The 26,327-nt window shown below is 72.8% G+C and carries 24 protein-coding genes and 2 tRNA genes; 19 read left to right on the forward strand and 7 right to left on the reverse strand.

The window, feature by feature from the left end; all coding sequences use genetic code 11:
• Nucleotides 1-121: 121 nt before the first annotated feature.
• The 7 genes from ACZ45T_RS09680 (at nt 122) to ACZ45T_RS09710 (ending at nt 7,324) form a co-directional block, all read left to right on the forward strand.
• Nucleotides 122-1,330 (forward strand): acyl-CoA dehydrogenase family protein, encoded by a 1,209-nt coding sequence (locus tag ACZ45T_RS09680; protein ID WP_468439209.1) that lies wholly within the window; start codon nt 122-124, stop codon nt 1,328-1,330.
• Nucleotides 1,327-2,256, forward strand: a complete 930-nt coding sequence (locus ACZ45T_RS09685; RefSeq protein WP_468439211.1) for a bifunctional MaoC family dehydratase N-terminal/OB-fold nucleic acid binding domain-containing protein — start codon at nt 1,327-1,329, stop codon at nt 2,254-2,256. Before ACZ45T_RS09680 ends, ACZ45T_RS09685 begins: the two co-directional genes overlap by 4 nt.
• Nucleotides 2,256-3,299, forward strand: coding sequence for an acyl-CoA dehydrogenase family protein (locus ACZ45T_RS09690; RefSeq protein WP_468439213.1), 1,044 nt, complete (start codon nt 2,256-2,258; stop codon nt 3,297-3,299). The genes ACZ45T_RS09685 and ACZ45T_RS09690 overlap by 1 nt, the downstream gene beginning before the upstream one ends.
• Nucleotides 3,296-3,679: a MaoC family dehydratase gene (locus tag ACZ45T_RS09695; RefSeq protein WP_468439215.1), complete on the forward strand. Its 384-nt coding sequence runs from the start codon at nt 3,296-3,298 to the stop codon at nt 3,677-3,679. The genes ACZ45T_RS09690 and ACZ45T_RS09695 overlap by 4 nt, the downstream gene beginning before the upstream one ends.
• Nucleotides 3,676-4,842, forward strand: a complete 1,167-nt coding sequence (locus ACZ45T_RS09700) for a lipid-transfer protein (RefSeq protein ID WP_468439217.1) — start codon at nt 3,676-3,678, stop codon at nt 4,840-4,842. The genes ACZ45T_RS09695 and ACZ45T_RS09700 overlap by 4 nt, the downstream gene beginning before the upstream one ends.
• A gap of 146 nt (nt 4,843-4,988) precedes the next feature.
• Nucleotides 4,989-5,522, forward strand: coding sequence for a SigE family RNA polymerase sigma factor (locus ACZ45T_RS09705; protein WP_468439219.1), 534 nt, complete (start codon nt 4,989-4,991; stop codon nt 5,520-5,522).
• Between the two features lie 152 nt (nt 5,523-5,674).
• Complete coding sequence (locus ACZ45T_RS09710; protein ID WP_468439221.1) at nt 5,675-7,324, forward strand: long-chain fatty acid--CoA ligase; 1,650 nt, start codon at nt 5,675-5,677, stop codon at nt 7,322-7,324.
• Nucleotides 7,325-7,330: 6 nt separating this feature from the next.
• Here the strand turns inward: ACZ45T_RS09710 and ACZ45T_RS09715 are convergent, their stop codons facing one another.
• From ACZ45T_RS09715 to ACZ45T_RS09725, 3 genes are all read right to left on the reverse strand, one after another.
• The gene (locus tag ACZ45T_RS09715) at nt 7,331-7,906 is read right to left on the reverse strand and encodes an antibiotic biosynthesis monooxygenase (RefSeq protein ID WP_468439223.1); all 576 of its coding nucleotides are present in this window, start codon (nt 7,904-7,906) and stop codon (nt 7,331-7,333) included.
• A gap of 13 nt (nt 7,907-7,919) precedes the next feature.
• Complete coding sequence (locus ACZ45T_RS09720; protein WP_468439225.1) at nt 7,920-11,345, reverse strand: response regulator; 3,426 nt, start codon at nt 11,343-11,345, stop codon at nt 7,920-7,922.
• A gap of 119 nt (nt 11,346-11,464) precedes the next feature.
• Complete coding sequence (locus ACZ45T_RS09725) at nt 11,465-11,890, reverse strand: SSI family serine proteinase inhibitor (protein ID WP_468439227.1); 426 nt, start codon at nt 11,888-11,890, stop codon at nt 11,465-11,467.
• Nucleotides 11,891-12,093: 203 nt separating this feature from the next.
• On the opposite strand from ACZ45T_RS09725, the gene ACZ45T_RS09730 reads away from it, so the two are divergent.
• A tRNA-Ser gene (locus ACZ45T_RS09730) sits at nt 12,094-12,184 on the forward strand.
• 218 nt (nt 12,185-12,402) lie between these two features.
• A tRNA-Arg gene (locus ACZ45T_RS09735) sits at nt 12,403-12,475 on the forward strand.
• Nucleotides 12,476-12,539: 64 nt separating this feature from the next.
• Here the strand turns inward: ACZ45T_RS09735 and ACZ45T_RS09740 are convergent.
• Nucleotides 12,540-13,451, reverse strand: coding sequence for an SMP-30/gluconolactonase/LRE family protein (locus tag ACZ45T_RS09740; protein ID WP_468439229.1), 912 nt, complete (start codon nt 13,449-13,451; stop codon nt 12,540-12,542).
• 107 nt (nt 13,452-13,558) lie between these two features.
• On the opposite strand from ACZ45T_RS09740, the gene ACZ45T_RS09745 reads away from it, so the two are divergent.
• From ACZ45T_RS09745 to ACZ45T_RS09785, 9 genes are all read left to right on the forward strand, one after another.
• The gene (locus ACZ45T_RS09745; protein WP_468439231.1) at nt 13,559-13,993 is read left to right on the forward strand and encodes an Lrp/AsnC family transcriptional regulator; all 435 of its coding nucleotides are present in this window, start codon (nt 13,559-13,561) and stop codon (nt 13,991-13,993) included.
• Nucleotides 13,990-14,880 carry a DUF2797 domain-containing protein gene (locus ACZ45T_RS09750; RefSeq protein WP_468439233.1) on the forward strand — a complete coding sequence of 297 codons (891 nt, stop codon included), beginning with the start codon at nt 13,990-13,992 and terminating at the stop codon, nt 14,878-14,880. Before ACZ45T_RS09745 ends, ACZ45T_RS09750 begins: the two co-directional genes overlap by 4 nt.
• Nucleotides 14,881-15,011: 131 nt before the next feature.
• Nucleotides 15,012-15,350: an antibiotic biosynthesis monooxygenase family protein gene (locus ACZ45T_RS09755; protein WP_468439235.1), complete on the forward strand. Its 339-nt coding sequence runs from the start codon at nt 15,012-15,014 to the stop codon at nt 15,348-15,350.
• Nucleotides 15,334-16,215 carry an amidohydrolase family protein gene (locus tag ACZ45T_RS09760; protein WP_468439237.1) on the forward strand — a complete coding sequence of 294 codons (882 nt, stop codon included), beginning with the start codon at nt 15,334-15,336 and terminating at the stop codon, nt 16,213-16,215. The genes ACZ45T_RS09755 and ACZ45T_RS09760 overlap by 17 nt, the downstream gene beginning before the upstream one ends.
• A 148-nt stretch (nt 16,216-16,363) precedes the next feature.
• A complete protein-coding gene (locus ACZ45T_RS09765; protein ID WP_468439239.1) occupies nt 16,364-17,131 on the forward strand; it encodes a response regulator transcription factor in 768 nt (255 codons plus the stop codon).
• Nucleotides 17,131-18,780, forward strand: coding sequence for a sensor histidine kinase (locus ACZ45T_RS09770; RefSeq protein ID WP_468439241.1), 1,650 nt, complete (start codon nt 17,131-17,133; stop codon nt 18,778-18,780). Before ACZ45T_RS09765 ends, ACZ45T_RS09770 begins: the two co-directional genes overlap by 1 nt.
• A 25-nt stretch (nt 18,781-18,805) precedes the next feature.
• Nucleotides 18,806-20,074: a bifunctional glycosyltransferase family 2/GtrA family protein gene (locus tag ACZ45T_RS09775; RefSeq protein WP_468439243.1), complete on the forward strand. Its 1,269-nt coding sequence runs from the start codon at nt 18,806-18,808 to the stop codon at nt 20,072-20,074.
• The gene (locus tag ACZ45T_RS09780) at nt 20,071-22,290 is read left to right on the forward strand and encodes an ArnT family glycosyltransferase (protein ID WP_468439245.1); all 2,220 of its coding nucleotides are present in this window, start codon (nt 20,071-20,073) and stop codon (nt 22,288-22,290) included. Before ACZ45T_RS09775 ends, ACZ45T_RS09780 begins: the two co-directional genes overlap by 4 nt.
• Before the next feature lie 155 nt (nt 22,291-22,445).
• Nucleotides 22,446-23,072, forward strand: coding sequence for a TetR/AcrR family transcriptional regulator (locus ACZ45T_RS09785; protein ID WP_468439247.1), 627 nt, complete (start codon nt 22,446-22,448; stop codon nt 23,070-23,072).
• A gap of 10 nt (nt 23,073-23,082) precedes the next feature.
• Here the strand turns inward: ACZ45T_RS09785 and ACZ45T_RS09790 are convergent, their stop codons facing one another.
• On the reverse strand, nt 23,083-24,648 hold the full coding sequence (locus ACZ45T_RS09790) for an MDR family MFS transporter (RefSeq protein ID WP_468439407.1): 1,566 nt from the start codon (nt 24,646-24,648) through the stop codon (nt 23,083-23,085).
• Between the two features lie 103 nt (nt 24,649-24,751).
• Entirely contained in the window at nt 24,752-25,165 is a 414-nt protein-coding gene (locus tag ACZ45T_RS09795; RefSeq protein WP_468439249.1) for a MarR family winged helix-turn-helix transcriptional regulator, read from the reverse strand.
• Between the two features lie 118 nt (nt 25,166-25,283).
• On the opposite strand from ACZ45T_RS09795, the gene ACZ45T_RS09800 reads away from it, so the two are divergent.
• Nucleotides 25,284-25,535, forward strand: a complete 252-nt coding sequence (locus ACZ45T_RS09800; protein WP_468439251.1) for a hypothetical protein — start codon at nt 25,284-25,286, stop codon at nt 25,533-25,535.
• Nucleotides 25,536-25,559: 24 nt separating this feature from the next.
• Here ACZ45T_RS09800 and ACZ45T_RS09805 read toward each other — a convergent pair whose 3' ends face one another.
• Entirely contained in the window at nt 25,560-26,324 is a 765-nt protein-coding gene (locus tag ACZ45T_RS09805; protein WP_468439253.1) for a hypothetical protein, read from the reverse strand.
• Nucleotides 26,325-26,327: the final 3 nt, after the last annotated feature.

The following is a 26,327-nucleotide window of genomic DNA, read 5'->3' on the forward strand; positions in this document are numbered from 1 at the left end:
CCTCGCGCATGCCCGCCGGCCTTTCCGGCTTCCTCGCCGCCCTCCCGACCTTGACACCACGGGTGAATCTGACGGACAGTCAGGTCCACTCGATGATGTGTGATGCCGGGAGGCCAGCGCCGTGCACCTCGCCCCGACCGAAGGCCAGTTGCGGCTCCGCGCCGAACTGCGGGAGTACTTCCAGGATCTGCTGCCGGACGGAGTCCCCGAGGACCCGGCCCGCCAGCGCGAGCTGCTGCGCCGCATCGGCGCCGACGGACTGCTGGGCCTCGGCTGGCCCGTCGAGTACGGCGGCCAAGGCCGCGGCCCCGACGAGCAGTTCGTCTTCTTCGACGAGGCCTACCGGGCCGGCGCCCCCGTCTCCATGGTCACGCTCAACACCGTCGGCCCGACCCTGATGAAGTACGGGACCCAGGCGCAGAAGGACTACTTCCTCCCCCGGATCCTCAAGGGCGAGATCGTCTTCGCCATCGGCTACTCGGAGCCCGAGGCAGGCACCGACCTCGCCTCGCTGCGCACCCGCGCCGTTCGCGAAGGCGGTGAAGGCAGCGGTGACACCAGCGACACCAGCGACACCAGTGACAGCGGTGACAGCGCGAGCTGGCTGATCGACGGGCAGAAGATCTTCACCTCCAACGCCCAGAACGCGGACTGGATCTGGCTCGCCTGCCGCACCGACCCCGAGGCCCCCAAGCACAAGGGCATCTCGATCATCCTGGTGCCCACCGACGCCCCCGGCTTCGCCTGGACCCCGATCGACACCGTCGGCGGCCTCACGACCACCGCGACGTACTACGACGCCGTCCGCGTGCCCGTCGGCAACCTCGTCGGCCCCGTACACGGCGGCTGGGGCCTGATCACCAACCAGCTCAACCACGAACGCGTTGCGCTCGCCGCCATCGGCATGCAGGCCGAGGACTTCTACGAGCGCGCGCTCGACCACGCCCGCACCCCCGACCCGGTCACCGGTGACCGGCCCGCCGACCTCCCCTGGGTGCAGTCCCGGCTCGCCGAGGCGCACGCGCGCCTGGCCGCCGTACGCCTGCTCAACTGGCGCCTCGTCCAGGACGTGGGCGGCGGCACCCTGGCTCCCGGCGACGCCAGCGGCGTGAAGTTCCTCGGCACCGAGTCCACCGTCGAGGTGTACCGGATGTGCCAGGAGGTGGTGGGCGAGGAGGCGCTCGTACGGGGGCCCGCGGCCTTCGCGGGCGGCGAGCTGGAGCGGATGAACCGGGCCGCGCAGATCAACACCTTCGGCGGCGGGGTCAGCGAGGTCCAGCGGGAGCTCGTCGCCATGATGCGGCTCGGCATGAAGGGGAGGAAGCGATGACGGCGGACGCAACCGGCACGGCCGAGGAAGCAGCCCGGTTCCACGCGCTGCTGGCGGCCTTCGAGGGCCGGCCAGCCGCCACCGCGGGCCGCGCCAAGGATCCGGTCAACGAGCCGATGATCCGCCACTGGTGCGAGGCGATGGGCGATGCCGACCCCGCCTACACCGGGCCTGACGCCATCGCTCCGCCCACCATGCTCCAGGCCTGGACGATGGGCGGTCTCTCCGGCCACGCGGACCGCTCCTCCTCCGTCGACGAGCTCTTCGCGCTCCTCGACGGCGCCGGCTTCACCTCCGTGGTCGCCACCGACTGCGAGCAGGAGTACCTCCGCCCGCTGCGTCCCGGCGACACGATCACCTTCGACGCCGTCATCGAGTCCGTGTCGCCCCGCAAGACGACCAAGCTGGGCACCGGCCACTTCGTGACGACCCGCATGGACGTCCAGGCGGACGGGGAGCTCGCCGGTACCCACCGCTTCCGGATCCTCAAGTACGCGCCCGCCGCCCGGCCGGAGAGGAAGCCCGCGGCGCAGCGCCCCCGCCCGGTGATCAACCGCGACAACCAGGGCTTCTGGGACGGGGTCCGGGACCACAAGCTGCTGATCCAGCGCTGCACCTCATGCGCCACCCTCCGCTTCCCGTGGCTCCCCGGCTGCAACGCCTGCGCCTCGCCCGACTGGGACACCGTCGAGGCGTCCGGCGCCGGAACGGTGTTCTCGTACGTGGTCATGCACCACCCGGCCTTCCCCGCCTTCTCCCCTCCCTACGCGGTCGCGCTCGTCGAGCTTGCCGAGGGAGTTCGGATGATCAGCAACATCACCGGCGTCCCGTACGACAAGGTGCGCATCGGCCTGCCCGTCCAGTTGGAGTTCCTGCGCGTCGACGACGAGCTCGAACTCCCCGTCTTCCGCGGGAGTGAAGGCTGATGGACTTCCACCCCACCGAGGAGCAGAGCGCCGCCGCCGGCCTCGCGGCCCGCATCTTCGGCGACCTCGCCACCCACGAACGCCTCGCCGCCGCCGGCACCGGCAGCGACGCCGAACTGTGGAAGGCCCTCACCGCGGCCGGACTGACCGCCGCCGTCGAGGAGATCGGCCTGCTCGGACTGGTGCTGCTGCTGGAGGAACAGGGCCGCGCCACCGCGCAGGTCCCGTACGCCGCCACCTGCGCTTACGGGATCCTCCCCGTGGCCGCGCACGGCAGCCCCGAGCAGCGCGCCCGCCTGCTGCCCGCCCTCGGCACGGGCGAGGCGGTGGCCACCGGCGCCTTCCCGGCGCGCGGCCGGATCAGCGCCACGTCCACGGGCCGGCTCACCGGCACCGCCCCCGCCGTGCCCTGGCTGCGCGACGCCACGCACGTACTGGTCCCGGACGTGGACCGGGCGCTGTGGCTCGTGCGGACGGACGCGCCGGGAGTGGAGACGGCAGCGGTGGAGACCACCGCCCCCTGGTCGGCGGGCAGGCTGACCCTGACCCGGGCCGAGGGCGAACCGATCGGGGCCGAGGGGGCCTACGAGGCCACGCTCGCCGCCGCCCGTACCGCCTTCGCCGGACTCCAGGCGGGCGTCTGCGCGGGATCGCTCGCCCGGGCCGTGGAGTACACCTCCACCCGCGAGCAGTTCGGCCGGCCGCTCTCCACCAACCAGGGGGTCATGCTGCGCGCGGCCGACGCGTACATGGACACCGAGGCGATCCGGGTCACCGCGTACGAGGCGGCCTGGCGCATCGACCAGGGGCTCGCGGCCCGCGAGCACGCGCTGACGGCGGCCTGGTGGGCCTCGGAGGCGGGAAAGCGGGTCGTGCACGCGGGCCAGCACCTGCACGGCGGCATGGGCGCCGACCTGGACCACCCCGTCCACCGGCACTTCCTGTGGGGGCGCCAGCTGGACGCGTACCTGGGATGCGGCAGCGAGCTGCTGGCCGAACTGGGAGCTTCGATCGCTTCGACAGCCGAGGGAGAGCAGGCATGAAGGTCGGCGACACGCTGCCACCGCTGGAGATCGCGGTCACCCGCACGCTGATCGTGGCGGGCGCGATCGCCTCCCGCGACTACCAGGACGTGCACCACGACGCGGCGCTCGCCCGGGAGAAGGGCTCCCCGGACATCTTCATGAACATCCTGACCACGAACGGCCTGGTCGGCCGCTACATCACCGATCACCTCGGGCCGCGCGCCGTCCTGCGCAAGGTGGCTATCCGCCTCGGCGCCCCCAACTACCCGGGCGACACCATGACCCTCACCGGCACCGTCACCGCCGTGTCCGGGACCACCGTCGAGGTCCGGGTCGTCGGTGCCAACGGCATCGGCCACCACGTGTCGGGGACGGTCGTCGCGGAGGTGGCGGCATGAGCGTCCGCACCCGCGACGAGCTCGGCGGCCGGGCCGCCATCGTCGGCATCGGCGCGACCGAGTTCTCCAAGGACTCCGGCCGCAGCGAGCTCAAGCTCGCCGTGGAGGCCGTGCACGCCGCGCTCGACGACGCCGGGCTCACCCCCGCGGACGTCGACGGCATGGTCACCTTCACGATGGACACCAGCCCCGAGATCACCGTCGCCCAGGCGGCCGGCATCAGGGACCTCTCCTTCTTCTCCCGCATCCACTACGGCGGCGGCGCGGCCTGCGCCACCGTCCAGCAGGCCGCCCTCGCCGTCGCCACCGGGGTCGCGGAGGTCGTGGTCTGCTACCGCGCGTTCAACGAGCGCTCCGGGCGCCGCTTCGGGTCCGGCGTCCAGCAGCGCGAGCCCTCGGCGGAGGGGGCGGCGCTCGGCTGGTCACTGCCCTGGGGACTGCTGACCCCCGCCTCCTGGGTGGCCATGACCGCCCAGCGCTACCTGCACACCTACAACCTCACCCCCGAGGCCTTCGGGCACGTCGCGGTCACCGACCGCCGGCACGCCGCGAACAACCCCGCCGCCTACTTCCACGGCAAGCCGATCACCCTCGCCGACCACGCCGCCTCGCGCTGGATCGTGGAGCCGCTGCGGCTGCTGGACTGCTGCCAGGAGACCGACGGCGGCCAGGCCGTCGTCGTCACCACGACCGAGCGGGCCCGGGACCTGCGCCGCGCGCCCGCAGTGATCACCGCAGCCGCGCAGGGCGCCGGACGCCGCCAGGAGGGCATGACCTCCTTCTACCGCGACGACCTCACCGGGCTTGCGGAGATGGACGTGGTCGCGCGCCAGCTGTGGCGTACCAGCGGGCTGCGGCCCTGCGACATCGACGTCGGCATCCTCTACGACCACTTCACCCCCTTCGTGCTGATGCAGCTGGAGGAGTTCGGCTTCTGCGCGCCCGGCGAGGCCGCCGATTTCGTCGCCGCGGACGCGCTGCCGCTCAACACCCACGGCGGCCAGCTCGGGGAGGCGTACCTGCACGGGATGAACGGCATCGCCGAGGCCGTCCGCCAGCTGCGCGGCACCTCCGTGAACCAGGTCGCGGGGGCGCAGTACGCACTCGTCACGGCCGGCACCGGGGTACCGACCTCCGGGCTGATCCTCGGCGCCGACGGCTGAGGTCCCCCGGCCACAAGTCCTGCTGCGGACCCCGCCCCCTCCACCTTCAGGGGGTGGGGTTAGCCCTACACCTACAACCTGAGACGGATCCCCCATCGGCACCTACGGCCGATCCCAGGGCGGACGGGCGCTCCTAGCGTGGAGACATGACCCCGCCTGTGTGCACGCTCGCCTCGACCTCGACGCCGTACCCGTCGTTCTCGGCGTACGTCCGGACCCGCGGCACGGTCCTGATGCGCACCGCGCGCTCCCTCACCGCCAACCCGTGCGATGCGGAGGACCTGCTCCAGACGGCCCTCACCAAGACGTACGTGGCCTGGGACCGCATCGAGGACCACCGGGCGCTGGACGGCTACGTCCGGCGGACCCTGGTCAACACCCGCACCTCCCAATGGCGCAAGCGCAAGGTCGACGAGTTCGCCTGCGACGAGCTGCCGGAGACCGAGGAGGTGGCGGCCTCCGATCCCGCCGAGGCGCAGGCGCTGCGCGACGCGATGTGGCGCGCGGTGACCCGGCTGCCCGACCGGCAGCGGGCCATGGTCGTCCTGCGCTACTACGAGGACCTGAGCGAGGTGCAGACCGCGGAGCTGCTCGGCGTCTCGGTCGGTACGGTCAAGAGCGCCGTGTCCCGTGCGCTGGGCAAGCTCCGCGAGGACCCGGAGCTGACTCCGGTCCGGTGAGGCGGAGGATGTTTCACGTGAAACCGGAGGATGTTTCACGTGAAACACGGACTGGTTTCTACCCTCGGGTAGTGACATGCCGACCGGTACGTGCGCAGAATCGGCAGCATCCGTAGCCGCCGCAGCGCCGCAGCGCTCACCGGGAGGACGCTTTGCTCAGCACCATGCAGGACGTACCACTCCTCGTCACCCGCATACTCCGACACGGGATGACGATCCACGGGAAGTCCCAGGTCACGACCTGGACCGGGGAGGCCGAGCCGCAGCGCCGGAGCTTCGCCGAGATCGGTGTCCGCGCCACCCGCCTCGCCAACGCCCTGCGCGACGAGCTGGGAGTGCAGCAGGACGAACGGGTCGCCACCCTCATGTGGAACAACGCCGAGCACGTCGAGGCGTACTTCGCGATCCCCTCGATGGGTGCGGTGCTGCACACGCTGAACCTGCGGCTGCCCCCTGAGCAGCTGGTCTTCATCGTCAACCACGCCGCCGACCGGGTGGTGCTGGTCAACGGGACCCTGCTGCCGCTGCTCGCGCCGCTGCTGCCGCACCTGCCGACCATCGAGCACGTCGTGGTCTCGGGCATCGGCGACCGGTCCGTGCTGGAGGGCCTGGACGTGCGCGTCCACGAGTACGAGGAGCTCCTCGCGGGCCGCCCCGACAGCTACGACTGGCCCGAGCTGGACGAGCGCCAGGCGGCCGCGATGTGCTACACCTCCGGCACCACCGGGGACCCCAAGGGCGTTGTCTACTCCCACCGTTCCGTCTACCTGCACTCCATGCAGGTCAACATGGCGGAGTCGATGGGGCTGACGGACAAGGACACCACCCTCGTCGTCGTCCCGCAGTTCCACGTGAACGCCTGGGGGCTGCCGCACGCCACCTTCATGACCGGCATCAACATGCTGATGCCGGACCGCTTCCTGCAGCCCGCTCCGCTCGCCGAGATGATCGAGCGGGAGAAGCCCACGCACGCCGCGGCCGTCCCCACCATCTGGCAGGGGCTGCTGGCCGAGGTCACCGCCAACCCGCGCGACCTGACCTCGATGAAGCAGGTCACCATCGGCGGCGCGGCCTGTCCGCCCTCCCTGATGGAGGCCTACGACAAGCTCGGCGTCCGGGTCTGCCACGCCTGGGGCATGACCGAGACCTCCCCGCTGGGCACGATGGCGCACCCGCCGGCCGGTCTGAGCGCCGAGGAGGAGTGGCCCTACCGGATCACCCAGGGCCGTTTCCCGGCGGGTGTCGAGGCCCGTCTGGTCGGCCCCGGCGGCGACCTCCTGCCCTGGGACGGGGAGTCGGCGGGCGAGCTGGAGGTGCGCGGCAACTGGATCGCGAGCTCCTACTACGGCGGTGTGTCCGGCGAACCCTTCACGCCCGAGGACAAGTTCAGCGCCGACGGCTGGCTCAAGACCGGGGACGTCGGCGTCATCAGCGCCGACGGCTACCTCACCCTCACCGACCGCGCCAAGGACGTCATCAAGTCCGGCGGCGAGTGGATCTCCAGCGTGGAGCTGGAGAACGCGCTCATGGGGCACCCCGAGGTCGCCGAGGCCGCCGTCGTCGCCGTCCCCGACGACAAGTGGGGCGAGCGCCCGCTGGCCACCGTCGTCCTCAAGGAGGGCGCGACCGTGAACTACACGGGGCTGCGCGAGTTCCTCGCCCTGTCCATCGCCAAGTGGCAGCTGCCGGAGCGCTGGGCGGTGATCGAGGCCGTACCGAAGACGAGTGTCGGCAAGTTCGACAAGAAGGTGATCCGCAAGCAGTACGCGGACGGCGCGCTGGACGTCACGAAGCTGGACTGAGCGCCGTCAGCCCTTGGTGAGCCATGGCCGCAGCAGCTTGCTGACCGCGGGCATGGCCACGTAGGTCATCAGGGTGCTGAAGACGACGGCGAAGGCGGCCGTCCGCACCACGAAGTGCAGGTCCACCAGGTACGGCCCGAGCACCGCGTTGCCGATCAGCGAGATCGGGAAGATCGCCAGCCCCGAGCTGATCGCCATCTTCCACCGCGGCGGCGCGGGCCGGGTCGTACCCGGCTTGGCGAACCAGGTCTCCATGCCGTGCAGTTCCCGGCGGGCTATCTCCGTGTGGTGGTGGCCGAGGCAGTTCGAGAACCACTGCGCCCGCTCCGGGGAGTCCTGCCAGCGCTGGAACGCCGCCTGGTTGCGGAAGCGGTGGACCAGGAACCACGGCCCGCCCTCCGCCGCCGGGCGGAAGAGCCCGTACCCGAGGTGGTCCGGGAAGCTCGCGGCCGTCTCCAGGATCCCGTGGGCCCAGGCCTCGAAGTTCTCCTCGTGCCCCGGTTCCACCTGCCGTGCGATGAGCAGGTTCACCTCCCCGTTGTCGGCGGGGACGGTGTGCTCGGTCGTGTTGATGATGGCCATCGCGCCAGGATTACTAGTTGGTGCCGATCTTGGCCAGCAGGTCCACGATGCGGCCCTGGACGTCCGCCGTGGTGGCCCGCTCGGCGAGGAAGAGCACGCTCTCGCCGGAGGCCAGCCGCGGCAGTTCGGACGGGTCGATGCCGGCCGTCGTGTAGACGACCAGCGGGGTGCGGTTCAGCTGCCCGTTGGCGCGCAGCCAGTCCACGATCCCGGCCCGGCGGCGGCGTACCTGCATCAGGTCCATGACCACCAGGTTGGGCCGCATCCGCGTCGCCAGTTCCACGGCGTCGGTGTCGGCGCCCGCGCGTGCGACCTGGAGGCCGCGCCGCTCCAGGGCGGCGCTCAGCGCGGTCGCGATCTCGTCGTGCTCCTCGATCAGCAGCACCCGGGAGGGGTGTTGCTCGCTGTCGCGCGGCGCCAGCGCCTTGAGCAGGACGGCCGGATCGGCGCCGTACGCCGCCTCGCGCGTGGCGTGTCCCAGCCCGGCCGTGACCAGTACGGGCACCTCGGCGGCCGCCGCGGCCTGGCGCAGGGACTGCAGGGCGGTCCGGGTGATCGGCCCGGTCAGCGGGTCGACGAACAGCGCGGCGGGGAACGCGGCGATCTGTGCGTCCACCTCCTCGCGGGAGTGCACGATCACCGGGCGGTAGCCGCGGTCGCTGAGCGCCTGCTGCGTCTGCACATCGGGCGCGGGCCACACCAGCAGCCGCCGCGGGTTGTCCAGGGGCTCCGGCGGAAGTTCGTCGTCCACGGGCCGCGGTACGGGCCGGTTGACCACCTCGACGGCGCCACCCGGGCCGTCCAGCGGCTCGGGGCCCTCGTCGGCGCCCGCCTCGGGGGCTCCTATGGCGAAGGCCCGGCCCTGCGGCGCGGGCTCGGCGAGCCGGCGACGACGGCCGGAGCCCGAGCCGGATCCTGCGCCCGAGCCGGTGGGGTCCACGGAGATGCCCTGGCCGAGGGTGCCGAGGGCGCGCACGCTGATGGGCTGCGCGGCCTGGCCCTCCGCCGGGGTGTCCTGCGGCCGGCGCGCCGCGGGGACGGCTGCCTGGCCGGAGGCCTCGTCGTCCTCGGCAGCGGTCCGTGCTGCCGGAACCGGCCACGCCGCCGGAGCGCCGGGCAGCGCGCGCCGCCGCCCGGTCGGGTTCTCGGCGGGCTCGACGGGCTGTGCGTCGGGGGCTTCGGGCTCGGCCGCGGGGGCGCCCAGCACGCGGCGCCCGCGCCGTCCGGCCGGGGCGTCGCCGTCGGTGTCGGCGGGAGCGGAGGCCGATCCGGCCATCGCGGGGGTCTGCGGACCGGACGGAGCCGGGGCCGGGGTCGGGCCGGCGGGCAGTGCGAAGCCGCCCTCGGGGGCGATGGGCCGCACGGGCGCCTGGGCGGGCGCGGGGGCCGGTCCGAGCCCGGTCGCCGGGACGGGGCCGCCGGGCTGCGCCGGACCGGCCGTACCCAGTGCCCGGCGCCGACCGGCGGGGTGCTCGGTCAGCGGAACCGGGGGCACCGCGGGCACGGGCGGGAGGGCGGGCATGGCGGGCATGGCGGTGCCCTGCGGGGGCACGGGCCGCCCGGGGCCTCCCTGGCCTCCGTGACCAACCTGGCCTCCGTGACCACCCTGGCCGTCGGGACCAACGGTGCCTTCGGCCTCGCCGCTGCCGTCGCCAGCCCGGCCGCGCCTGCGTCCGGTACCGAGTCCCGCCGGGTTCACCGGGGACTGCGCGAGCTCGGGGCCCGCGTCGGGAACGCCGGCCTCGCCCGCCCGCCGCCGCCCGGAAGGCAGCGCCAGCGCGCCGCCGCCCTGACCACCCTGACCGCCTTGGCCGCCCTGCGCGGCACCGGGGCTCGCGGCCTCGTCGTCGAGGAAGGCATCCACTCCGCGCCGGGCACGCCGGCCGCCGGAGACCTTGCCGGGGGCGGCTCCCCCGCCCGTCCCGGCGGGGTCCGCGGCCGGACCGGCCGGGGGCTCCTCCGCCGGCTCGGGCAGCGTCACCGTCCCGGCGCCGCTGCCCAGCGGCAGCTCCAGTACGTACGCCCCGCCGGGCGCGCCCGGAACCTCGACCGTCTGCAGCACGCCCCCGTGCGCGGCCACGATCCCTCGCACGATCGGCTCGTGGACGGGGTTCCCGCCCTCGTAGGGCCCGCGCACCTCGATCCGTACGACATCGCCGCGCTGCGCGGCGGCCACCACGATCGTCGAGTCGCTGTAGCCGTTGCCCTGGGGGGTCTTGCCCGTGGCGTCCACTCCGGCGACGTCCGCGACCAGGTGCGCCAGCGCGGTCGCGATGCGGTCCGCGTCCACCTCGGCCTCGATGGTCGGCGCGTGGACCGCGAATTGCGCCCGGCCCGGACCGATCAGCTCGACGGCGCCGTCCACACCCGCCGTGACGACGGTGTTGATCAGCACCTTCTTCTTCGTGAGCCGGTCGCTGCCGGAGTCCAGCCGCTGGAAGCCGAGCACGTTGTCCACCAGCGTGGTCATCCGCGAGTACCCGGCGGCCAGGTGGTGCAGCAACTGGTTGGCCTCGGGCCACAGCTGTCCTGCGTCGTCGGCGGCCAGCGTCGCCAGCTCCCCGCGCAGCTCGTCCAGCGGCCCGCGCAGCGATTCGCCGAGGACGGCGAGCAGCTGCGCGTGGCGCGCGGCGAGGGCGTCGTAGGGCCGCCGGTCGGTGAAGGTCATGACGGCGCCGACGAGCTGCTCCCCGTCCCGTACGGGCGAGGTGGTCAGGTCGACGGCGACCGGCTGTCCGGCCTTGTTCCACAGCACCTGCCCGCGGACGCGGTGCTTGCGCCCGCTGCGCAGGGTGTCGGCGAGCGGGGACTCCTCGAAGGGGAACGGCGAGCCGTCGGCGCGGGAGTGCTGGACCAGGCCGTGCAGTTCGCGGTTGCCGAGGTCGGTGGCGCGGTAGCCGAGGATCTGGGCGGCGGCCGGATTGACCAGGACCACCCGTCCGTCGGTGTCGGTGCCGACGACGCCCTCGGCCGCGGCGCGCAGGATCATCTCGGTCTGCCGCTGGGAGCGGGCCAGCTCGGCCTCGGTGTCCACCGTCTGAGAGAGATCGCGGACGACGAGCATCAGCAGCTCGTCACCGGTGTACGAGGGTTGCGGCTCGCGGTAGGCGTCGCGTCCGTCGAGATGGGCGCTGGTGACCTCGACGGGGAACTCGGAGCCGTCGGTGCGGCGCGCGATCATCCGCCGGGGCTTGGCGCGGCCGCCCTCGTCCTCGCCGGGCCGGCGCATGGAGCCGGGGATCAGCTTGGAGTCGAACTCGGGCAGGAGGTCGAGCACGCCGCGGCCGACGAGCCCGGTGCCGGGGCTCTCCATGACCTCGAGGGCGATCGAATTGGCGTTGACGACCGTGCCGTTGGCGTTGACGAGCAACAGCGCGTCCGGAAGAGCGTCGAGTATTGCTGCGAGGCGAGCAGCGCCTCGGGATGGCCTGCTGCTCACGACGAGCTTCCTCCCTGACCACAACTACCGGCAAGTCACGGGAGGAGTCTAAGGCCACAGGCCCGCGGCGGGGTGGCCGATGTCCGGTGGATACCGCCCATCCCGCACATCCTCCCAGGTCAGGAACGCCCAGTCGGAAGCAGAGGTTCCAACTCGTTCCAGCGGGCGATTTCGCATCCGTCCGTCCGGCGGAACGTGGCGTCCACTTTGTGCCCGTGCCAGGTCCCCCTGATCCGGGCGGTGGCCGGGCCCCCGTATTGCAGGGAGCAGATCTGCCGCTTGGAGACGGGGGCGAAGGGGTCCTTGCCCTCGCCGGCGAGCTTGTCCAGCTTGGCGCAGGCCTGCTCCCGCCAGGGGTGGTCGCCGCCGACGGGGTCGCATTCGATGAGGAACTCCCGGTCCAGCCGGCGGTTGCCGGTGTCCGCCATTTCGATGGTGAGGCGGTCGGGGGCCGACAGCAGCCGTCCCAGCGGCAGCGGGGGCAGTGGCCCGGCGGCCGCGGCGGCCAGGGCGGAGGTGACGGCGAAGGCGGCGAGACGCAGCATGGGGCACTCCAGGTCGTCCGTACGTCGTACGCCTGACCAACGACGGGGATGCGTCGACGTTGCGCGCGCGGGGGCTTTCGCGGGGGGCGGGGCATTAAGGCTTTGCCCTCGGGCCTCCCCTCCTAGTACCGTGGGAGCGGATTGGTGAGGGGCCCTGCGCCTGTGTCATCATCTGCACGCACCCTCGTACGTGGGGGTGTGCTGGAGGCGTCGCCTAGTCCGGTCTATGGCGCCGCACTGCTAATGCGGTTTGGGGCTTACACCCCATCGAGGGTTCAAATCCCTCCGCCTCCGCACCTCACCGAAGCCCCGGTCCTGACGGACCGGGGCTTCGGTGCGTTCCGGGGCAATCCGGCCCGCTCCGACCTCTGTGCGAACCCATCCGGACGATCTTCGTCCGGCCTGTTTCCGCAGGTCAGCAGTGGTTTGGGTAATGGATTTCGCGTCCCGGCGAGGTCCATGTATTGTTGTTCTCGCAAGGCCAACGGGGCGCAAAACCCCGAGAAGCCCAAGCACTCGTAGCTTAACGGATAGAGCATCTGACTACGGATCAGAAGGTTGCAGGTTCGAATCCTGCCGAGTGCACAGCAAGACAGAGGCCCCCAGGAGAAATCCTGGGGGCCTCTGTCGTATGCCCTGCGGCAATCCCTCAGAGGACCCGGGGGAGGCCGGTCACCGACATCACCAGGGAGTAGAGGGAAGTGGTGGCGGTGATGAAGAGGCGGTTGTTCTTGGCGCCGCCGAAGGCGATGTTCGAGACCGGTTCGGGGACGCGGAGGCGGCCGATCAGGGTGCCGTCCGCCGCGTGGCACTGGACGCCGTTCTCCATCGCGGCCGCCCACAGGCGGCCCTCGTCGTCGAAGCGGATGTTGTCGACGCGGTGGCAGGTGGTGAAGACCCGGTCGTCGGTGAGGGTGCCGTCGTCGGCGACCTTGAAGGCGCGGATGTGGCCCGCCCGGGTGTCCGCGGCGTACAGCTCGCTCTCGTCGGGGGAGAAGACGAGGCCGTTGGGGCCGAGGAAGCCGTCGGCGACCATCGTGACCCGGCCCGTCGAGGGGTCGGCCCGGTAGAGGTTGCAGGCGCCGATCTCGCTGGGCGCGCGGTGGCCCTCGTAGTCGCTGGTGATGCCGAAGTCCGGGTCGGAGAACCAGATGGAGCCGTCCGAGCGGACCACCGCGTCGTTCGGGCTGTTGAGCCGCTTGCCGTCGAAGCGGTCGGCGATGACGGTCAGGCTGCCGTTCGGCTCGGTGCGGGTGACGCGCCGGTTGCCCTGCTCACAGGTGATCAGGCGGCCTTCGCGGTCCAGGGTGTTGCCGTTGGAGTGGCCGGCCGGGGAGCGGAAGACGGAGACCGCGCCGGTCGCCTCGTCCCAGCGCAGCATCCGGTCGTTGGGGATGTCGCTCCACACCAGCTGGCGCCAGGCGGGGAGGTAGAGCGGGCCCTCCGCCCAGCGGCAGTCGTCGTAGAGCCGGTCCAGCCGGGCGTCGCCGTTGGCGCAGCGGCCGGTCCGGAAGCGCTCGTCCAGAATCTCGTACAAGGTGAGGTCGGCTATGGCAGACATGATTCCCCCTGAGAGAGTATTGCCGAATTCTGTTCGGTCTGATGGTGAGATTGCAGGATCAGGTACCGTCTTCGCAAGGGTCGACAGGCCCATGAGAGGAAGATCGCGTGGACGACATCGACCGGGCGCTCGTCCTGCGCCTACAGCAGGACGCCGGCCAGTCGTACGCCGCTCTCGGCACGGCCGTCGGCCTCTCGGCCGGGGCCACCCACGAGCGCGTACGCAAACTGCGCGAGCGCGGGGTGATCCGGCGGACCACCATCGACGTCGATCCGGCCGCCGTCGGCAGTGGGGTCCTCGCCTATGTGATGGTCGACTCCAATGCCTGGATGGGCGAGTCCGGCGCTGCCTTCGCCGCGATCCCGGAGATCCAGGAGGCGCACATCATCGCGGGCAGCGCGTCCGTGCTGGTCAAGGTGCGCACGTCTTCGACGGAGCAGCTCCAGGACGTCCTGCGCCGGCTCTACGCCATCGACGGGGTCAGCGGTACGCACGCCACCGTCGTCCTGGACACGTTCTTCGAGCGGCCGCTCCCGCTGTGACCTGGTGGTGCACCGGGATCCGGTGGCAGGACGGCAGCCCCGCCATCGGGTGGTACGGGCAGGGGCGCGGCGAGCGGTCGAGCGTGCTCGCGTACGGGCAGCGGCTGGCCTTCGTCGCCCGCGGGGAGCGGCGCTGCCTCGGCGTGCGGCGGGCCGGGAAGCGCACGGACTGCCCCACCGCGGCCACCGTGCCCGGCCGCGCCGGGAACGCGCAGTGCCCCGAATGCGCCCGGCTCGACCGGTCGTTCTCGGTGGCGGCCGACACCAACGCCGCCGATCCGCGGACCTACCGGGTCTACCTGGCCTGGTTCGGGCCCGGCATGGTCAAGGTCGGGATCACCGCCGAGGAGCGGGGCCCGGCCCGGCTGCTGGAGCAGGGGGCGGTGGCCTGGGCCTGGCTGGGGCGCGGCCCGCTGATGGCCGCCCGGCGCACCGAGGAACTGCTGCGGGCGGCGCTCGGGGTGCCGGACCGGATCGCGTACGCCCGCAAGCGCGCCGTACGGGCACAGCTGCCGCCGGCGCCGGAACGGGCCGGGGAGGTCGCCGAGCTGCATGCCCGGGCGACGGCGCTGGCCGGGTGGCCGGAGTCGCTGGAGCGGATGGCGTGCGAAGTCACCGATCACGCCGGGGCGTTCGGGCTGGGCGGGATGCCCGCTCCCGTGCGGGTGCTCACCGAGATGGTCCCGGGCGGGGCCGTCGTGGGCCGGCTGGCGGGCGCGGCCGGCCCCGATCTGCACCTCGCGGACGGGCTCGTGGTGGACACCCGGCTGCTGGGCGGCTGGGAGCTCACCGCCCCGGGGGACGAGGCGGTGACGTCGGTTCCGGTGGCGGAGATCCCGTACGCCGCCACCGCGCGGCCGCCCGCCGAGCAGGACGGGCTGTTCTGACAACCGGCGGCCACCCGGTCCGGCGGCCACCCGGTCCGGCAGCGGCGTCCATGGTCAAAACTTGGATCCCTTTGGCCTTCCGGCGCCGATTCCGGTGGACATGCCAGGCCGCTCCACCGAGGGTGATGGGCATGAGCATCCAGCCCATGGCGGCCTTCGAACCGCCTTATGTCATGGCCGTCTTCAGCAGTGTCCGCACCGCCGACGACAGCGGATACCCCGAGACCCTCGCCCGGATGAAGGAGATCGTCCAGGCGAACCCCGGCTTCCTCGGCTACGAGTCCGCGCGCACCCCCGGCGGCCTCGGCATCACCGTCGCCTACTTCCGCGACCACGAGTCCCTCGCCGTGTGGCGGCAGGACCTGGAGCACCAGGCGGCCATGAAGCAGGGCCGCGCCGACTGGTACGAGAGCTACACCCTGCACGTCGCGACCGTCGAGCGGAGCCACGGCTTTGCCCGCGACGTCTGAGGCGGTGCGCGCCTTCCGGGAGCGACTCGGGCTTCCCGGACTGGCCGACGTCCACACGCACTTCATGCCGGAGCGGGTCCTGGACAAGGTGTGGGACTACTTCGACGCGGTCGGCCCGCTGACCGGCGTCGAGTGGCCCATCACCTACCGCCACGAGGAGGAGCAGCGCGTGGCGCTGCTGCGGGAGTTCGGGGTACGGGCCTTCACCGCCATGCTCTACCCGCACAAGCCGGCGATGGCCGCCTGGCTCAACGCCTGGTCCGCCGATTTCGCCGCCCGCACCCCCGACTGCCTGCACACCGCGACCTTCTTCCCGGAGGAGGGCGTGGTCCCGTACGTCCGCCAGGCCGTCGACTCCGGGGCCCGGATCTTCAAGGCGCACCTCCAGGTCGGCGGCTACGACCCGAACGACGACCGGCTCGACCCCGTCTGGGGGCTGCTGGCCGAGGCCGGGATCCCGATCGTGATCCACTGCGGCTCCGGGCCCGTCCCCGGCAAGCACACCGGCCCCGAGCCGGTCGCCCGGCTGCTGGCCCGCCACCCGCGGCTGCCGCTGGTCATCGCCCACATGGGCATGCCCGAGTACGCCGACTTCCTCGACCTCGCCGACCGGTACGCCGAGGTGCGCCTGGACACCACCATGGCCTTCACCGACTTCTCCGAGCAGCTCAGCGGCTTCCCGCCGGGGGACCTCGGGCGGCTCGCGGACCTCGGCGACCGGATCCTGCTCGGCACCGACTTCCCGAACATCCCCTACCCCTACGAGCATCAGCTCGACGCGCTCGAACGGCTCGGCCTCGGCGACGACTGGCTGAGGGCGGTCTGTCACGACAACGCCGCCCGGCTGTTCCGCCTCGACGTCTGACGTCTGACGTCTGACGTCTGCGGCTGACCGCCGACCGCTGAGCCCTGACCCCGAGCCCCGAGGGCCTTGGTTCCGGCCCGTTCGTTTCTCAGGAAATTCACAGGGAGGGACAAGAAAGGTCTCAGAGGCACGGGCCAGCGTGTCCGGTATGACTGCGACGACCACCACCCACGCGTCCACGTCCACCAGCAACCCCACGGCCCTGGTGCGGCCCGACGGCGGACCCTGCCGGGTGCTCGTCGTCGACGACGAGGCCTCGCTCTCCGAGCTGCTGTCCCTGGCCTTGCGCTACGAGGGCTGCGAGGTCCGCAGCGCCGGCGACGGGGCCGGCGCGGTGCGGGCGGCGCGGGAGTTCCGCCCGGACGTGGTGGTCCTCGACGTCATGCTCCCCGACATGGACGGCCTCGCCGTCCTCGGCAGGCTGCGCCGGGAGATCCCCCAGGTCCCCGTGCTGTTCCTGACCGCCAAGGACTCCGTGGAGGACCGCATCGCGGGCCTCACGGCGGGCGGCGACGACTACGTCACCAAGCCCTTCAGCCTGGAGGAGGTCGTGGCCCGGCTGCGCGGCCTGGTCCGGCGCTCGGGCGCGGCGCAGGCGGCGCGCGGCGGCTCGGTACTGGCCGTCGGTGACCTGCGGCTCGACGAGGACAGCCACGAGGTGGTGCGGGGCGGTCGGGAGATCCACCTGACCGCCACCGAGTTCGAGCTGCTGCGCTACCTGATGCGCAACCCGCGGCGGGTGTTGAGCAAGGCGCAGATCCTGGACCGGGTGTGGTCGTACGACTTCGGCGGCCAGGCCAATGTGGTCGAGCTCTACATCTCCTACCTGCGCCGGAAGCTGGAGAGCGGCCTGGGCATGCCCGGGATGATCCACACCCGGCGCGGCGCCGGCTACCTGATCAAGCCGGCCGAGTAGTGGCCTTCCGCACCACACGGCGGCCGCGCACCCGCCGGCCCTGGTCGCTGCGGACCCGGCTCGTGGTCTCGGCGGTGGCGCTGATCGCCGTCGTGGGCGCGGCCATCGGGACCGTCACCACCCTCGCCCTGCGCTCGTACCTGGTCACGCAGCTCGACGAACAGCTGGGCACCTCCGTCAAGATGGCCACCCGGGTCCCCGGCGGCAAGGCGGCCCGGGAGAACAGCGGCGGTTTCGCCATGCCCCCCGGCAGCCCGCTGGACGCCGCCGGGATGCGCCTGGATTCCGACGGCGCGGTGCTCGCGACCGCCCGCACCGCCCGCCTGGAGGGGTGGGCGCCCGACCAGGCACCGCCGCTCACCGAGACCCAGAGCAGGGCCCTGGCCGCCGCCGGACGCAAGGCCGTGCAGGGCTCGACCGGGCCGGTGGACACGGACCTCCCGGGCCTGGGCGCCTACCGGGTGCTGACCGGCCCCGACGGGAGCATCGTCCTCGGCTTTCCCCTGCGCGAGGTCGACTCCACCGTGCGCACCCTGGTCGTGGTCGAGGTCTGCGTCACCCTGGCCGGGCTGATCGCGGCCTCCCTCGCCGGGCAGGCCCTGGTCGGGGTCGCCCTGCGCCCGCTGCGCCGGGTGGCCGCCACCGCCACCCGGGTCTCCGAACTGCCCCTGCACAGCGGCGAGCCCGCCCTCCACGAGCGGGTCCCGGACGCCGAGGCCGACCCCCGCACGGAGGTGGGCCAGGTCGGCGCGGCCATCAACCGCATGCTGGGCCATGTCTCCTCCGCCCTCACCGCTCGCCAGCAGAGCGAGACGCGGGTCCGCCGGTTCGTCGCCGATGCCAGCCATGAGCTGCGCACCCCGCTGGCCTCCATCCGCGGCTACGCCGAACTGACCCGTCGGGGACGGGAGGAGCCCGGCCCCGACACCCGGCACGCCCTGGGCCGGATCGAGTCCGAAGCCACCCGGATGACCGGCCTGGTCGAGGACCTGCTGCTGCTGGCCCGGCTCGACGCGGGGAGCCCGCTCTCCACCTGCGATGCCGAAACCGACACCGACCTGGCCCCGCTCGTCGTCGACGCCGTCAGCGACGCCCGGGCCGCCGGGCCCGGACACCACTGGCGCCTGAGCCTGCCCGACGAGCCCGCGCCCGTCCGCGCCGACCCGGCCCGGATCCAGCAGGTGCTGGTCAACCTGCTCGCCAACGCCCGTACGCACACCCCGCCCGGCACCACCGTCACCGCGCATGTTTCACGTGAAACATCCGCCGTCCGGCTGCGGATCGAGGACGACGGGCCCGGCATTCCGCCCGCGCTGCTCCCCCATGTCTTCGAGCGCTTCGCCCGCGGTGACGCCTCCCGCTCCCGCGCGGCGGGCTCCACCGGGCTCGGGCTCGCCATCGTCCAGGCCGTGGTCGAGGCGCACGGCGGGCGGGTCGGCGTACGGAGCGAGCCCGGGCGGACCTGCTTCGAGGTCCTGCTGCCGCACGCCCCCGCGACGGCCGGGGATTCACAGGCCGGGGATTCACAGGCCGGCGATTCACAGGCTGTGGATTCACGGGCCGCGGGTTCACGGTCCGCCGGTTCACGGGCCGTGGGTCCACACGCCCAGGATTCAAAGACGGGGCACAGGCTCACCACACGGAGGTGACAGGCCGCCCGGCGAGTGTCGGACCATGCGAACCGACACCTCTACCGGGGCTCTTCCGGCACGGGCACCTCTCGCGCCCGTGCCCGGCGAGCCCGTCCTCGACGTGGTGATCCCGGTCTTCAACGAGGAGAAGGACCTGGGCCCGTGCGTGCGCAGGCTGCACGAGCACCTCACCCGTACCTTCCCCTACCCCTTCCGGATCACGGTCGCCGACAACGCGAGCACCGACCGCACCCCCGAGGTCGCGGCGGGGCTCGCCGCCGCACTGGACGGCGTACGGAGCACCCGGCTGGAGGAGAAGGGCCGCGGCAGGGCCCTGCGCACCGTCTGGTCCGGCTCCGACGCACCCGTCCTCGCCTACATGGACGTGGACCTCTCCACCGACCTCAACGCGCTGCTGCCGCTGGTCGCACCGTTGATCTCCGGCCACTCCGACCTGGCCATCGGCACCCGCCTCGCCCGCTCCTCGCGCGTGGTGCGGGGCGCGAAGCGGGAGTTCGTCTCCCGCGCCTACAACCTGCTCCTGCGCTCCTCCCTCGCCGCCCGCTTCAGCGACGCCCAGTGCGGCTTCAAGGCCATCCGGCGGGAGGTCGCCGAGCGGCTGCTGCCGCTGGTGGAGGACACCGGCTGGTTCTTCGACACCGAAATGCTGGTGCTCGCCGAGCGGGCCGGACTGCGGATCCACGAGGTGCCGGTGGACTGGGTCGACGACCCCGACTCCACCGTCCACATCGTCAAGACCGCCACCGAGGACCTCAAGGGCGTCTGGCGCGTGGGCCGGGCCCTGGCCGTCGGCGCCCTCCCGCTGGACCGGCTCGCCCGCCCCTTCGGAGACGACCCGCGCGACCGCGCCGCCCTGCCCGGGGTGGACGGCGGGCTGGCCCGCCAGCTCCTCGGCTTCTGCGCTGTCGGAGCCCTGTCCACCCTGCTCTACCTGGCGCTGTACTCCGCCTTCCGCGCCGGCACCGGCCCGCAGCTCGCCAACGGCGCCGCGCTGCTGCTCTCGGCCGTCGCGAACACCGCCGCCAACCGCCGGCTGACCTTCGGTGTGCGCGGCCGGGACCGGGCCGTGCGCCACCAGGCCCAGGGTCTGGTGGTGTTCGCCATCGGGCTCGCCCTGACCAGCGGCTCCCTCGCCGCGCTCGGCGCGGCCACCGCCGATCCCGCGCACGGCACCGAACTGGCCGTGCTGATCACCGCCAACCTCGCCGCCACCGTGCTGCGGTTCCTGCTCTTCCGCGCCTGGGTCTTCCCCGAGCGGCGCGACACCCCTGTGAAGGACGACCACCGATGACAACGGCAGCGACACCGCTCTTCCCGGTCCCCGAGGCCCGGGCCCGTACCGGCCGGCACGCCGTCGACCGGCCCCGCTGGGAACGGCCCGCCCTCGCCGGGCTGCTGATCGCCACCGCCGCACTGCTGCTGTGGGACCTCGGGGCCTCCGGCTACGCCAACTCCTTCTACTCCGCCGCCGTGCAGGCGGGCAGCGAGAGCTGGAAGGCCTTCTTCTTCGGCTCCTCCGACGCGGGCAACTCCATCACCGTCGACAAGCCCCCGGCCGCCCTGTGGCCGATGATGCTGTCGGTCCGGCTCTTCGGCCTGGGCGCCTGGCAGATCCTCGTCCCGCAGGCCCTGATGGGAGTCGGCACGACGGCCGTGCTGTACGCGGCCGTACGCCGCCAGTTCGGGCCGGGCGCCGCGCTGCTGAGCGGAGCCGCCTTCGCGCTCACGCCCGTGGCCGCGCTGATGTTCCGCTTCAACAACCCCGACGCGCTGCTGACCCTGCTGCTCACCGTCACCGTGTACTGCGTGCTGCGCGCCCTCGACGGGGCCCGCACCACGTGGCTGGTCTGGGCGGGTGTCGCCGTCGGCTTCGCCTTCCTCACCAAGACCCTTCAGGCCTTCGTGATCCTGCCGCCGCTCGCCGTGCTGTACGCGGTCTGCGCGCCGACCCGGCTGCGCAGGCGCCTGGGCCAGCTGCTGCTGGCGGGGCTCGCGATGGTGGCGGCCGGCGGCTGGTGGGTCGCGATCGTCGAGCTGTGGCCCGCCTCCTCCCGCCCGTACATCGGCGGCTCGCAGACCAACTCCTTCCTGGAGCTGACCCTCGGCTACAACGGCCTCGGCCGGATCAACGGCAATGAGACCGGCAGTGTCGGCGGAGGTGCGCGGACCGGCGGGGCAGGTGCCGGGGCCGGGGCCTACGGCCTTCCGGAGGGCGGGCCGGGCATGAGGGCCGGAGGCGGAGGCGGCGGCTGGGGAGAGACCGGCATCGACCGGCTGTTCGCGGGCAACATCGGCGGTCAGATCTCCTGGCTGCTGCCGGCGGCCCTGGTCCTGCTGGTGGTCGGACTCGTGGTCACCTGGCGGGCCCGCCGGGCCACCGACTCGCTGGAGGGCATGGCCCGGGCGGCGTTCCTGGCCTGGGGCGGTGCGCTGCTGATCACCGCGGTCGTCTTCAGTTACATGCAGGGCATCTTCCACGAGTACTACACCGTGGCGCTGGCGCCGTTCGTGGCCGCGCTGGTCGGCATGGGCGTGGCCGTGCTGTGGGAGGAGCGGGGCAGCCGGGCCGCCGTGTTCACCCTGTCCGGGGTGCTCGTGCTGACCGCCGTCTGGTCGTGGGTGCTGCTGGGCCGGGCCACCGGGTACCTGCCGTGGCTGCGCTGGGCCGTTCTGGCGGGCGGGCTGCTCGCGGCGGCCGCGCTGCCGTTCGCCGCGCGGCTGGGGCGCCGGGGGACGCAACTGGTGGCCGCCGCCGCTCTGGGCGTGGCGCTGGCCGGGCCGTTCGCGTACTGCATGACCACCGTGAGCACCGGGCACACCGGGTCGATCGTGACCGCCGGGCCGGCGGTGGCGGGCGGCCGGGGCGGCCCCGGCGGCATGATGGGCGGCCCCGTCGGCGAACTGCGCACCGGAGGTCCCGGCGGTGCCGTCGGCCAGGGCGGCGGCCGGCCGGGCGGAACCCCGCCGGGCGGAATGCCTCAGGGTGGAATGCCGCAGGGCGGCCAGGGAAACCAGGGCGGCATGCCGCAGGGGGCAATCCCGCAAGGCCAAGGCCAAGGCAGCCAGGACGGACGCGGTGCCGAGGGCGCCGGCGGCGGGCAGGGCGGTCCCGGCGGCCTGCTGAACGGCGCCCGGGTCGGGGCCGAGGCGAAGGCGGCCCTGCGCGCCGACGCCGGCACGTACACCTGGGCGGCGGCCGCGGTCGGTTCGCAGAACGCGGCGAGCTACCAGCTGGCCTCGGGCGAGCCCGTGATGCCGCTCGGCGGCTTCAACGGCAGCGACCCCTCGCCGACCCTGGAACAGTTCAAGAAGTACGTGGAGGAAGGGAAGATCCACTACTTCATCGCGCAGAGCGGCGGCGCCGCAGGAACGGCCGAGGCGGGCACCCGCGGTGGCGGCCCGGGCGGCGGCACCAGCAGCCAGATCGAGAGCTGGGTCAAGGCCACCTTCACGGCCTCCACGGTCGGCGGTGCCACCTTCTACGACCTGACGGCTCCCACGTCCTGATCCGGTCTCATCCGGCCGGACCAGCACGACAGCCCCAGTGCTGTGACCGGAAAGGTTCACCGCGCCCCGGCAAGCCTTTCCGGCCACGGCACTAGCATCAAGAGGGCGGACCGGGCATTCCGGGCTGATCCACCTGTCATGAGGAGGGTGCCTCCATGGTGACCGCGGCTGATTCCGGTGATCCGCTCCCGGTCGAGTCCAGTGTGTGGCTGGCCGCCAGGCCCGCCGCCCCCGCCAGACGCCGTACCGAGGCACCCTCCGGGCTCGACCGGGAGCGGATCACCGCCGCCAGCGTGCGGCTGCTGGACGCCGACGGGCTGGCCCGGTTCTCGATGCGGCGGCTCGCCGCCGGGCTCGGGGTCACCGCGATGTCCCTGTACTGGTACGTGGACACCAAGCACGATCTGCTCGAACTCGCCCTGGACAGTGCCCTGGGCGAGCTGGCGCCCCCGGCGGCCGGACCCGGTGAGGCCGGCTGGCCGGGGCGGCTGCGGGCGCTGGCCCGCGGCTACCGGCGGGTCCTGGCGGACCACCCCTGGGTGGCTCCGCTCACCGCCGCCTACCCGAACATCGGCCCGCACGCCCGGGCCATCGACGCCGACCTCCAGCGGCTGCTGGACGCGACCGGCCTGGCGGACCCGGCCCGGACCGGTGCCCACCTGGCCGTCTCGCAGTTCCTGCACGGCTGCGGGGGCGCGGTCCGGCGGGCGACCGAGGGCGACTTCTGCCTCGCGCTCGACGTCCTGATCGCGGGCATCGAAGCCAAGGCCGCCCCCGCTTAGGCCCGCTCCACTAGCCCTTCAGCGGAGCCTCGGCAGAGGCGACCTCGGGCGAAGCCGCCGTCGGGGCGTGGGCCGCGGGCTTGGACTTCAGCGCGACCTCCTTGATGAACACCACCAGCACGAGCCCGAGGAGCGAGAACGGGGCCGCGTAGAGGAAGACATCGCCGACGCCGTGCCCGTACGCGGACTCGACGACCTCGCGGAACGGCGCGGGCAGTTTGTCGAGGTCGGGGATCCCGCCCCCGGCGGTGCCGCCGTGGCCCATGGCCGCGGCCTTCGGGCCGAGTGCGGCCAGCCCGTCCTGGACGTACTGCGTGACCCGGCCGGCCATGACCGCGCCCAGTGCGGAGACGCCCATGGCGCCACCGAGCGAGCGGAAGAAGGTGACGACCGAGCTGGCCGCGCCCAGGTCCTCGGGGGCCACCTGGTTCTGGGTGGCGAGAACCAGGTTCTGCATCATCATGCCGAGGCCGAGGCCGGTCAGCACCATGTAGACCGCGATCTGCCAGTACGGGGTGTCGTGGCGCAGGGTGCCCAGCAGCCCGAGCCCGGCCGTCAGCAGCACGCCGCCGGAGACGAGCCAGGCCTTCCACTTACCGGTCTTGGTGATCACCTGACCGGAAACGGTGGAGGAGACGAAGAGCCCGCCGATCATCGGAATCGTGAGGATTCCGGACATCGTCGGGGACTCGTCGCGGGCCAACTGGAAGAACTGGCTGAAAAACACGGTCCCCGAGAACATCGCGATGCCGACGAACAGCGAGGCCGCCGAGGCGAGGGTGATGGTCTTGTTGCGGAAGAGACGCAGCGGGATGATCGGGTCGCTCGCGCGGGACTCGACGAGGACGAAGAGCAGGCCGAGCGCCACCGCGCCCCCCGTCATCGCCCAGGTCTGCCAGGAGATCCACTCGTAGGAGTCGCCGGCCTGCGTGACCCAGATCAGCAGCAGCGAGACGGCCCCGCTGATCAGGAAGGCGCCCAGCCAGTCGACCTTGACGTCCCGGCGGACGACCGGGAGGCGCAGCGTCTTCTGGAGCACGACCAGCGCGATGATCGCGAAGGGCACGCCGACGTAGAAGCACCAGCGCCAGCCCAGCCACTCGGTGTCCGTGATGACGCCGCCCAGCAGCGGGCCGCCGACGGTGGCGACGGCGAAGACCGCGCCGAGGTAGCCGCTGTACCGGCCGCGTTCGCGCGGGGAGATCATCGCGGCCATGACGATCTGGGCGAGGGCGGACAGGCCGCCGACGCCGATGCCCTGGACGACGCGGCAGGCGATGAGCGTGCCGGTGTTCTGGGACATGCCCGCGACCACGGAGCCGAGGACGTAGATCACCAGGGATATCTGGACCAGCAGCTTCTTGCTGAAGAGGTCGGACAGCTTGCCCCACAGCGGGGTGGCCGCCGTCATCGACAGCAGGGCCGCGGTGACGACCCAGGTGTACGAGGACTGGGTGCCGCCGAGGTCGCTGATGATCTGGGGAAGGGCGTTGGAGACGATCGTGGAGGACAGGATCGCCACGAACATGCCGAGCATCAGCCCGGACAGCGCCTTCATGATCTGCGAGTGGGTCATGGCCACGGACGTGGTGTCGGACGGGGTGTCGGACGGGGTATCGCGTGTGGTGTCGGACGTGGGGTCGGTCGTCGTATCCGACGGGGCCATGTCTTTCCTTCGTCTAGAAGCTCGACCGGAGCCGGGCCAGCAGGGTGTTGAGTACGTCGATGTCCTGGGCGGACCAGTCGCGGAGGGCTCTTTCCAGCGCGGCCGTGTACCGGGCGCCGAGCTCGGTGAGCAGCGCCCGTCCGGCCGGGGTGAGCCGCAGGATCCGGCAGCGCCCGTCCCCCGGGTCGGTCTCGCGCTCGATCCAGCCGCGGTCGGCGATGTGCGTGACGTGCCGGCTGGTCACCGAGATGTCGACGGCCATGAACTCGGCCAGCCGGCTCAGCCTCATCTCCCCGTGCCGGTCGAGCACGGTGAGGACGGCGGCGGCGCCGGGCGGGCAGTCCGGGGGCAGGTTGCGGGCGAGCTCGCGCTTGACCGCGCCGATTCCGGTGAGCTGGCGGGCCAGCTCCTCGTGCGGAGTCGTCACGGGCGCACCCTCCAATCTCGTTGCTTAGGGCAACCATAGAAGCGAATGGTTGCTACAGGCAAACGAATCCGGGGGTGGGGCGGTAAAGGAATCCCAAAACCGGCTAGGGTCCTGCTCCATGGCTGCGAACCACAACTCGAACCACAACTCACAGGCCCCCGAGGGCAACTACGACCCCGCGGGGAGCACTCAGATGTTCCGGGCGTTCGTCGAGGAGGCCGCACCGGCAAGGCAGGCGGGCCCCGGAGCCCGGCAGCAGCGCCGCGCGGAGCAGGCGCAGTCGGGGTCCTCGAACCCGACCGCGAAGGTGGCGCTGGTCATCGCGCTCGTTCTCATGATCGGCGCGGCGGCCTGGGTGGTCCTGCACTGACCTGACGGCCACCCACGACAGGTATTAGCTCCAGGTGGCGGTGACCCGCTGGGTGTCCACGTGCATGCCCAGCGGCACCCGCCAGGCCTCCACGCACACCGTGTAGGTCTGGGTCCGCGCCGTTCCGCCCGCGATGGGCGCGGGGAGCGGCTGCGTCGTGGTGATCGTGGCCCAGTCCACGCCGAGGGCGCCGATGATGTGCGTCGCGAAGCTGACCGTGCCCGAACGGGCCGCGGCGGTGCCGGTGTTGGTGAAGGTCACCGTGACCCGCTCGCACCAGCGGTCGGCCGCGGCCGCCCTGACCGGCGTGGACAGCGTCAGCTTCGCCGGGCTCGCCGCGGGAGGCGGGGCCGGCGGAGTCGTCGTGCCGGGCTTCGTCGACCCGCCCGAGGGGCTGGACGGCCCGGACGGGGTGCCGGGTGCGGTGGTGGGCGAACCCGGCCCGGGCGGGGTGCCGCGGGTGGCTGCGGAGCCGCCGGGGGCGGTGGTCGTCGCTCCGCCCGGGGCGGAGCGACCTGGGGTCGGGGATCCCGGGGAACCGGCCGACGTACTGGATGACGCGGAGGATCCGCCCGCCGCGGACGGGCCGCCGAGCTGCTGGAACTCCACCTGCCCCTGCGGGGCCACGTTGTCCCCGGCCCCCCGTTCGGGGCCCGGGGCCGCCGCGCCCACGGCGACGTAGCCGTCCCGCGCCGGGCCGCCGCAGCCGGTGAGGCCGGCGGCGGCCGTGCAGCACAGGGCGAGGAGGGTGCCGAGGGTGGCCGCTCGCGATCCCTTGCGCATCAGCATCGC

The sequence above is a fragment of the Streptomyces sp. NPDC030995 genome (assembly GCF_055571215.1).

What these genes read in the sequence shown, in the direction of transcription:
- ACZ45T_RS09685 (WP_468439211.1), top strand. Translation starts at nt 1,327, where the DNA reads ATGACGGCGGACGCAACCGGCACGGCCGAGGAAGCAGCCCGGTTCCAC.
- ACZ45T_RS09690 (WP_468439213.1), top strand. Translation starts at nt 2,256, where the DNA reads ATGGACTTCCACCCCACCGAGGAGCAGAGCGCCGCCGCCGGCCTCGCG.
- ACZ45T_RS09695 (WP_468439215.1), top strand. Translation starts at nt 3,296, where the DNA reads ATGAAGGTCGGCGACACGCTGCCACCGCTGGAGATCGCGGTCACCCGC.
- ACZ45T_RS09700 (WP_468439217.1), top strand. Translation starts at nt 3,676, where the DNA reads ATGAGCGTCCGCACCCGCGACGAGCTCGGCGGCCGGGCCGCCATCGTC.
- ACZ45T_RS09705 (WP_468439219.1), top strand. Translation starts at nt 4,989, where the DNA reads ATGACCCCGCCTGTGTGCACGCTCGCCTCGACCTCGACGCCGTACCCG.
- ACZ45T_RS09715 (WP_468439223.1), bottom strand. Translation starts at nt 7,906, where the DNA reads ATGGCCATCATCAACACGACCGAGCACACCGTCCCCGCCGACAACGGG.
- ACZ45T_RS09725 (WP_468439227.1), bottom strand. Translation starts at nt 11,890, where the DNA reads ATGCTGCGTCTCGCCGCCTTCGCCGTCACCTCCGCCCTGGCCGCCGCG.
- ACZ45T_RS09740 (WP_468439229.1), bottom strand. Translation starts at nt 13,451, where the DNA reads ATGTCTGCCATAGCCGACCTCACCTTGTACGAGATTCTGGACGAGCGC.
- ACZ45T_RS09755 (WP_468439235.1), top strand. Translation starts at nt 15,012, where the DNA reads ATGAGCATCCAGCCCATGGCGGCCTTCGAACCGCCTTATGTCATGGCC.
- ACZ45T_RS09765 (WP_468439239.1), top strand. Translation starts at nt 16,364, where the DNA reads ATGACTGCGACGACCACCACCCACGCGTCCACGTCCACCAGCAACCCC.
- ACZ45T_RS09775 (WP_468439243.1), top strand. Translation starts at nt 18,806, where the DNA reads ATGCGAACCGACACCTCTACCGGGGCTCTTCCGGCACGGGCACCTCTC.
- ACZ45T_RS09780 (WP_468439245.1), top strand. Translation starts at nt 20,071, where the DNA reads ATGACAACGGCAGCGACACCGCTCTTCCCGGTCCCCGAGGCCCGGGCC.
- ACZ45T_RS09785 (WP_468439247.1), top strand. Translation starts at nt 22,446, where the DNA reads ATGGTGACCGCGGCTGATTCCGGTGATCCGCTCCCGGTCGAGTCCAGT.
- ACZ45T_RS09790 (WP_468439407.1), bottom strand. Translation starts at nt 24,648, where the DNA reads ATGACCCACTCGCAGATCATGAAGGCGCTGTCCGGGCTGATGCTCGGC.
- ACZ45T_RS09800 (WP_468439251.1), top strand. Translation starts at nt 25,284, where the DNA reads ATGGCTGCGAACCACAACTCGAACCACAACTCACAGGCCCCCGAGGGC.
- ACZ45T_RS09805 (WP_468439253.1), bottom strand. Translation starts at nt 26,324, where the DNA reads ATGCTGATGCGCAAGGGATCGCGAGCGGCCACCCTCGGCACCCTCCTC.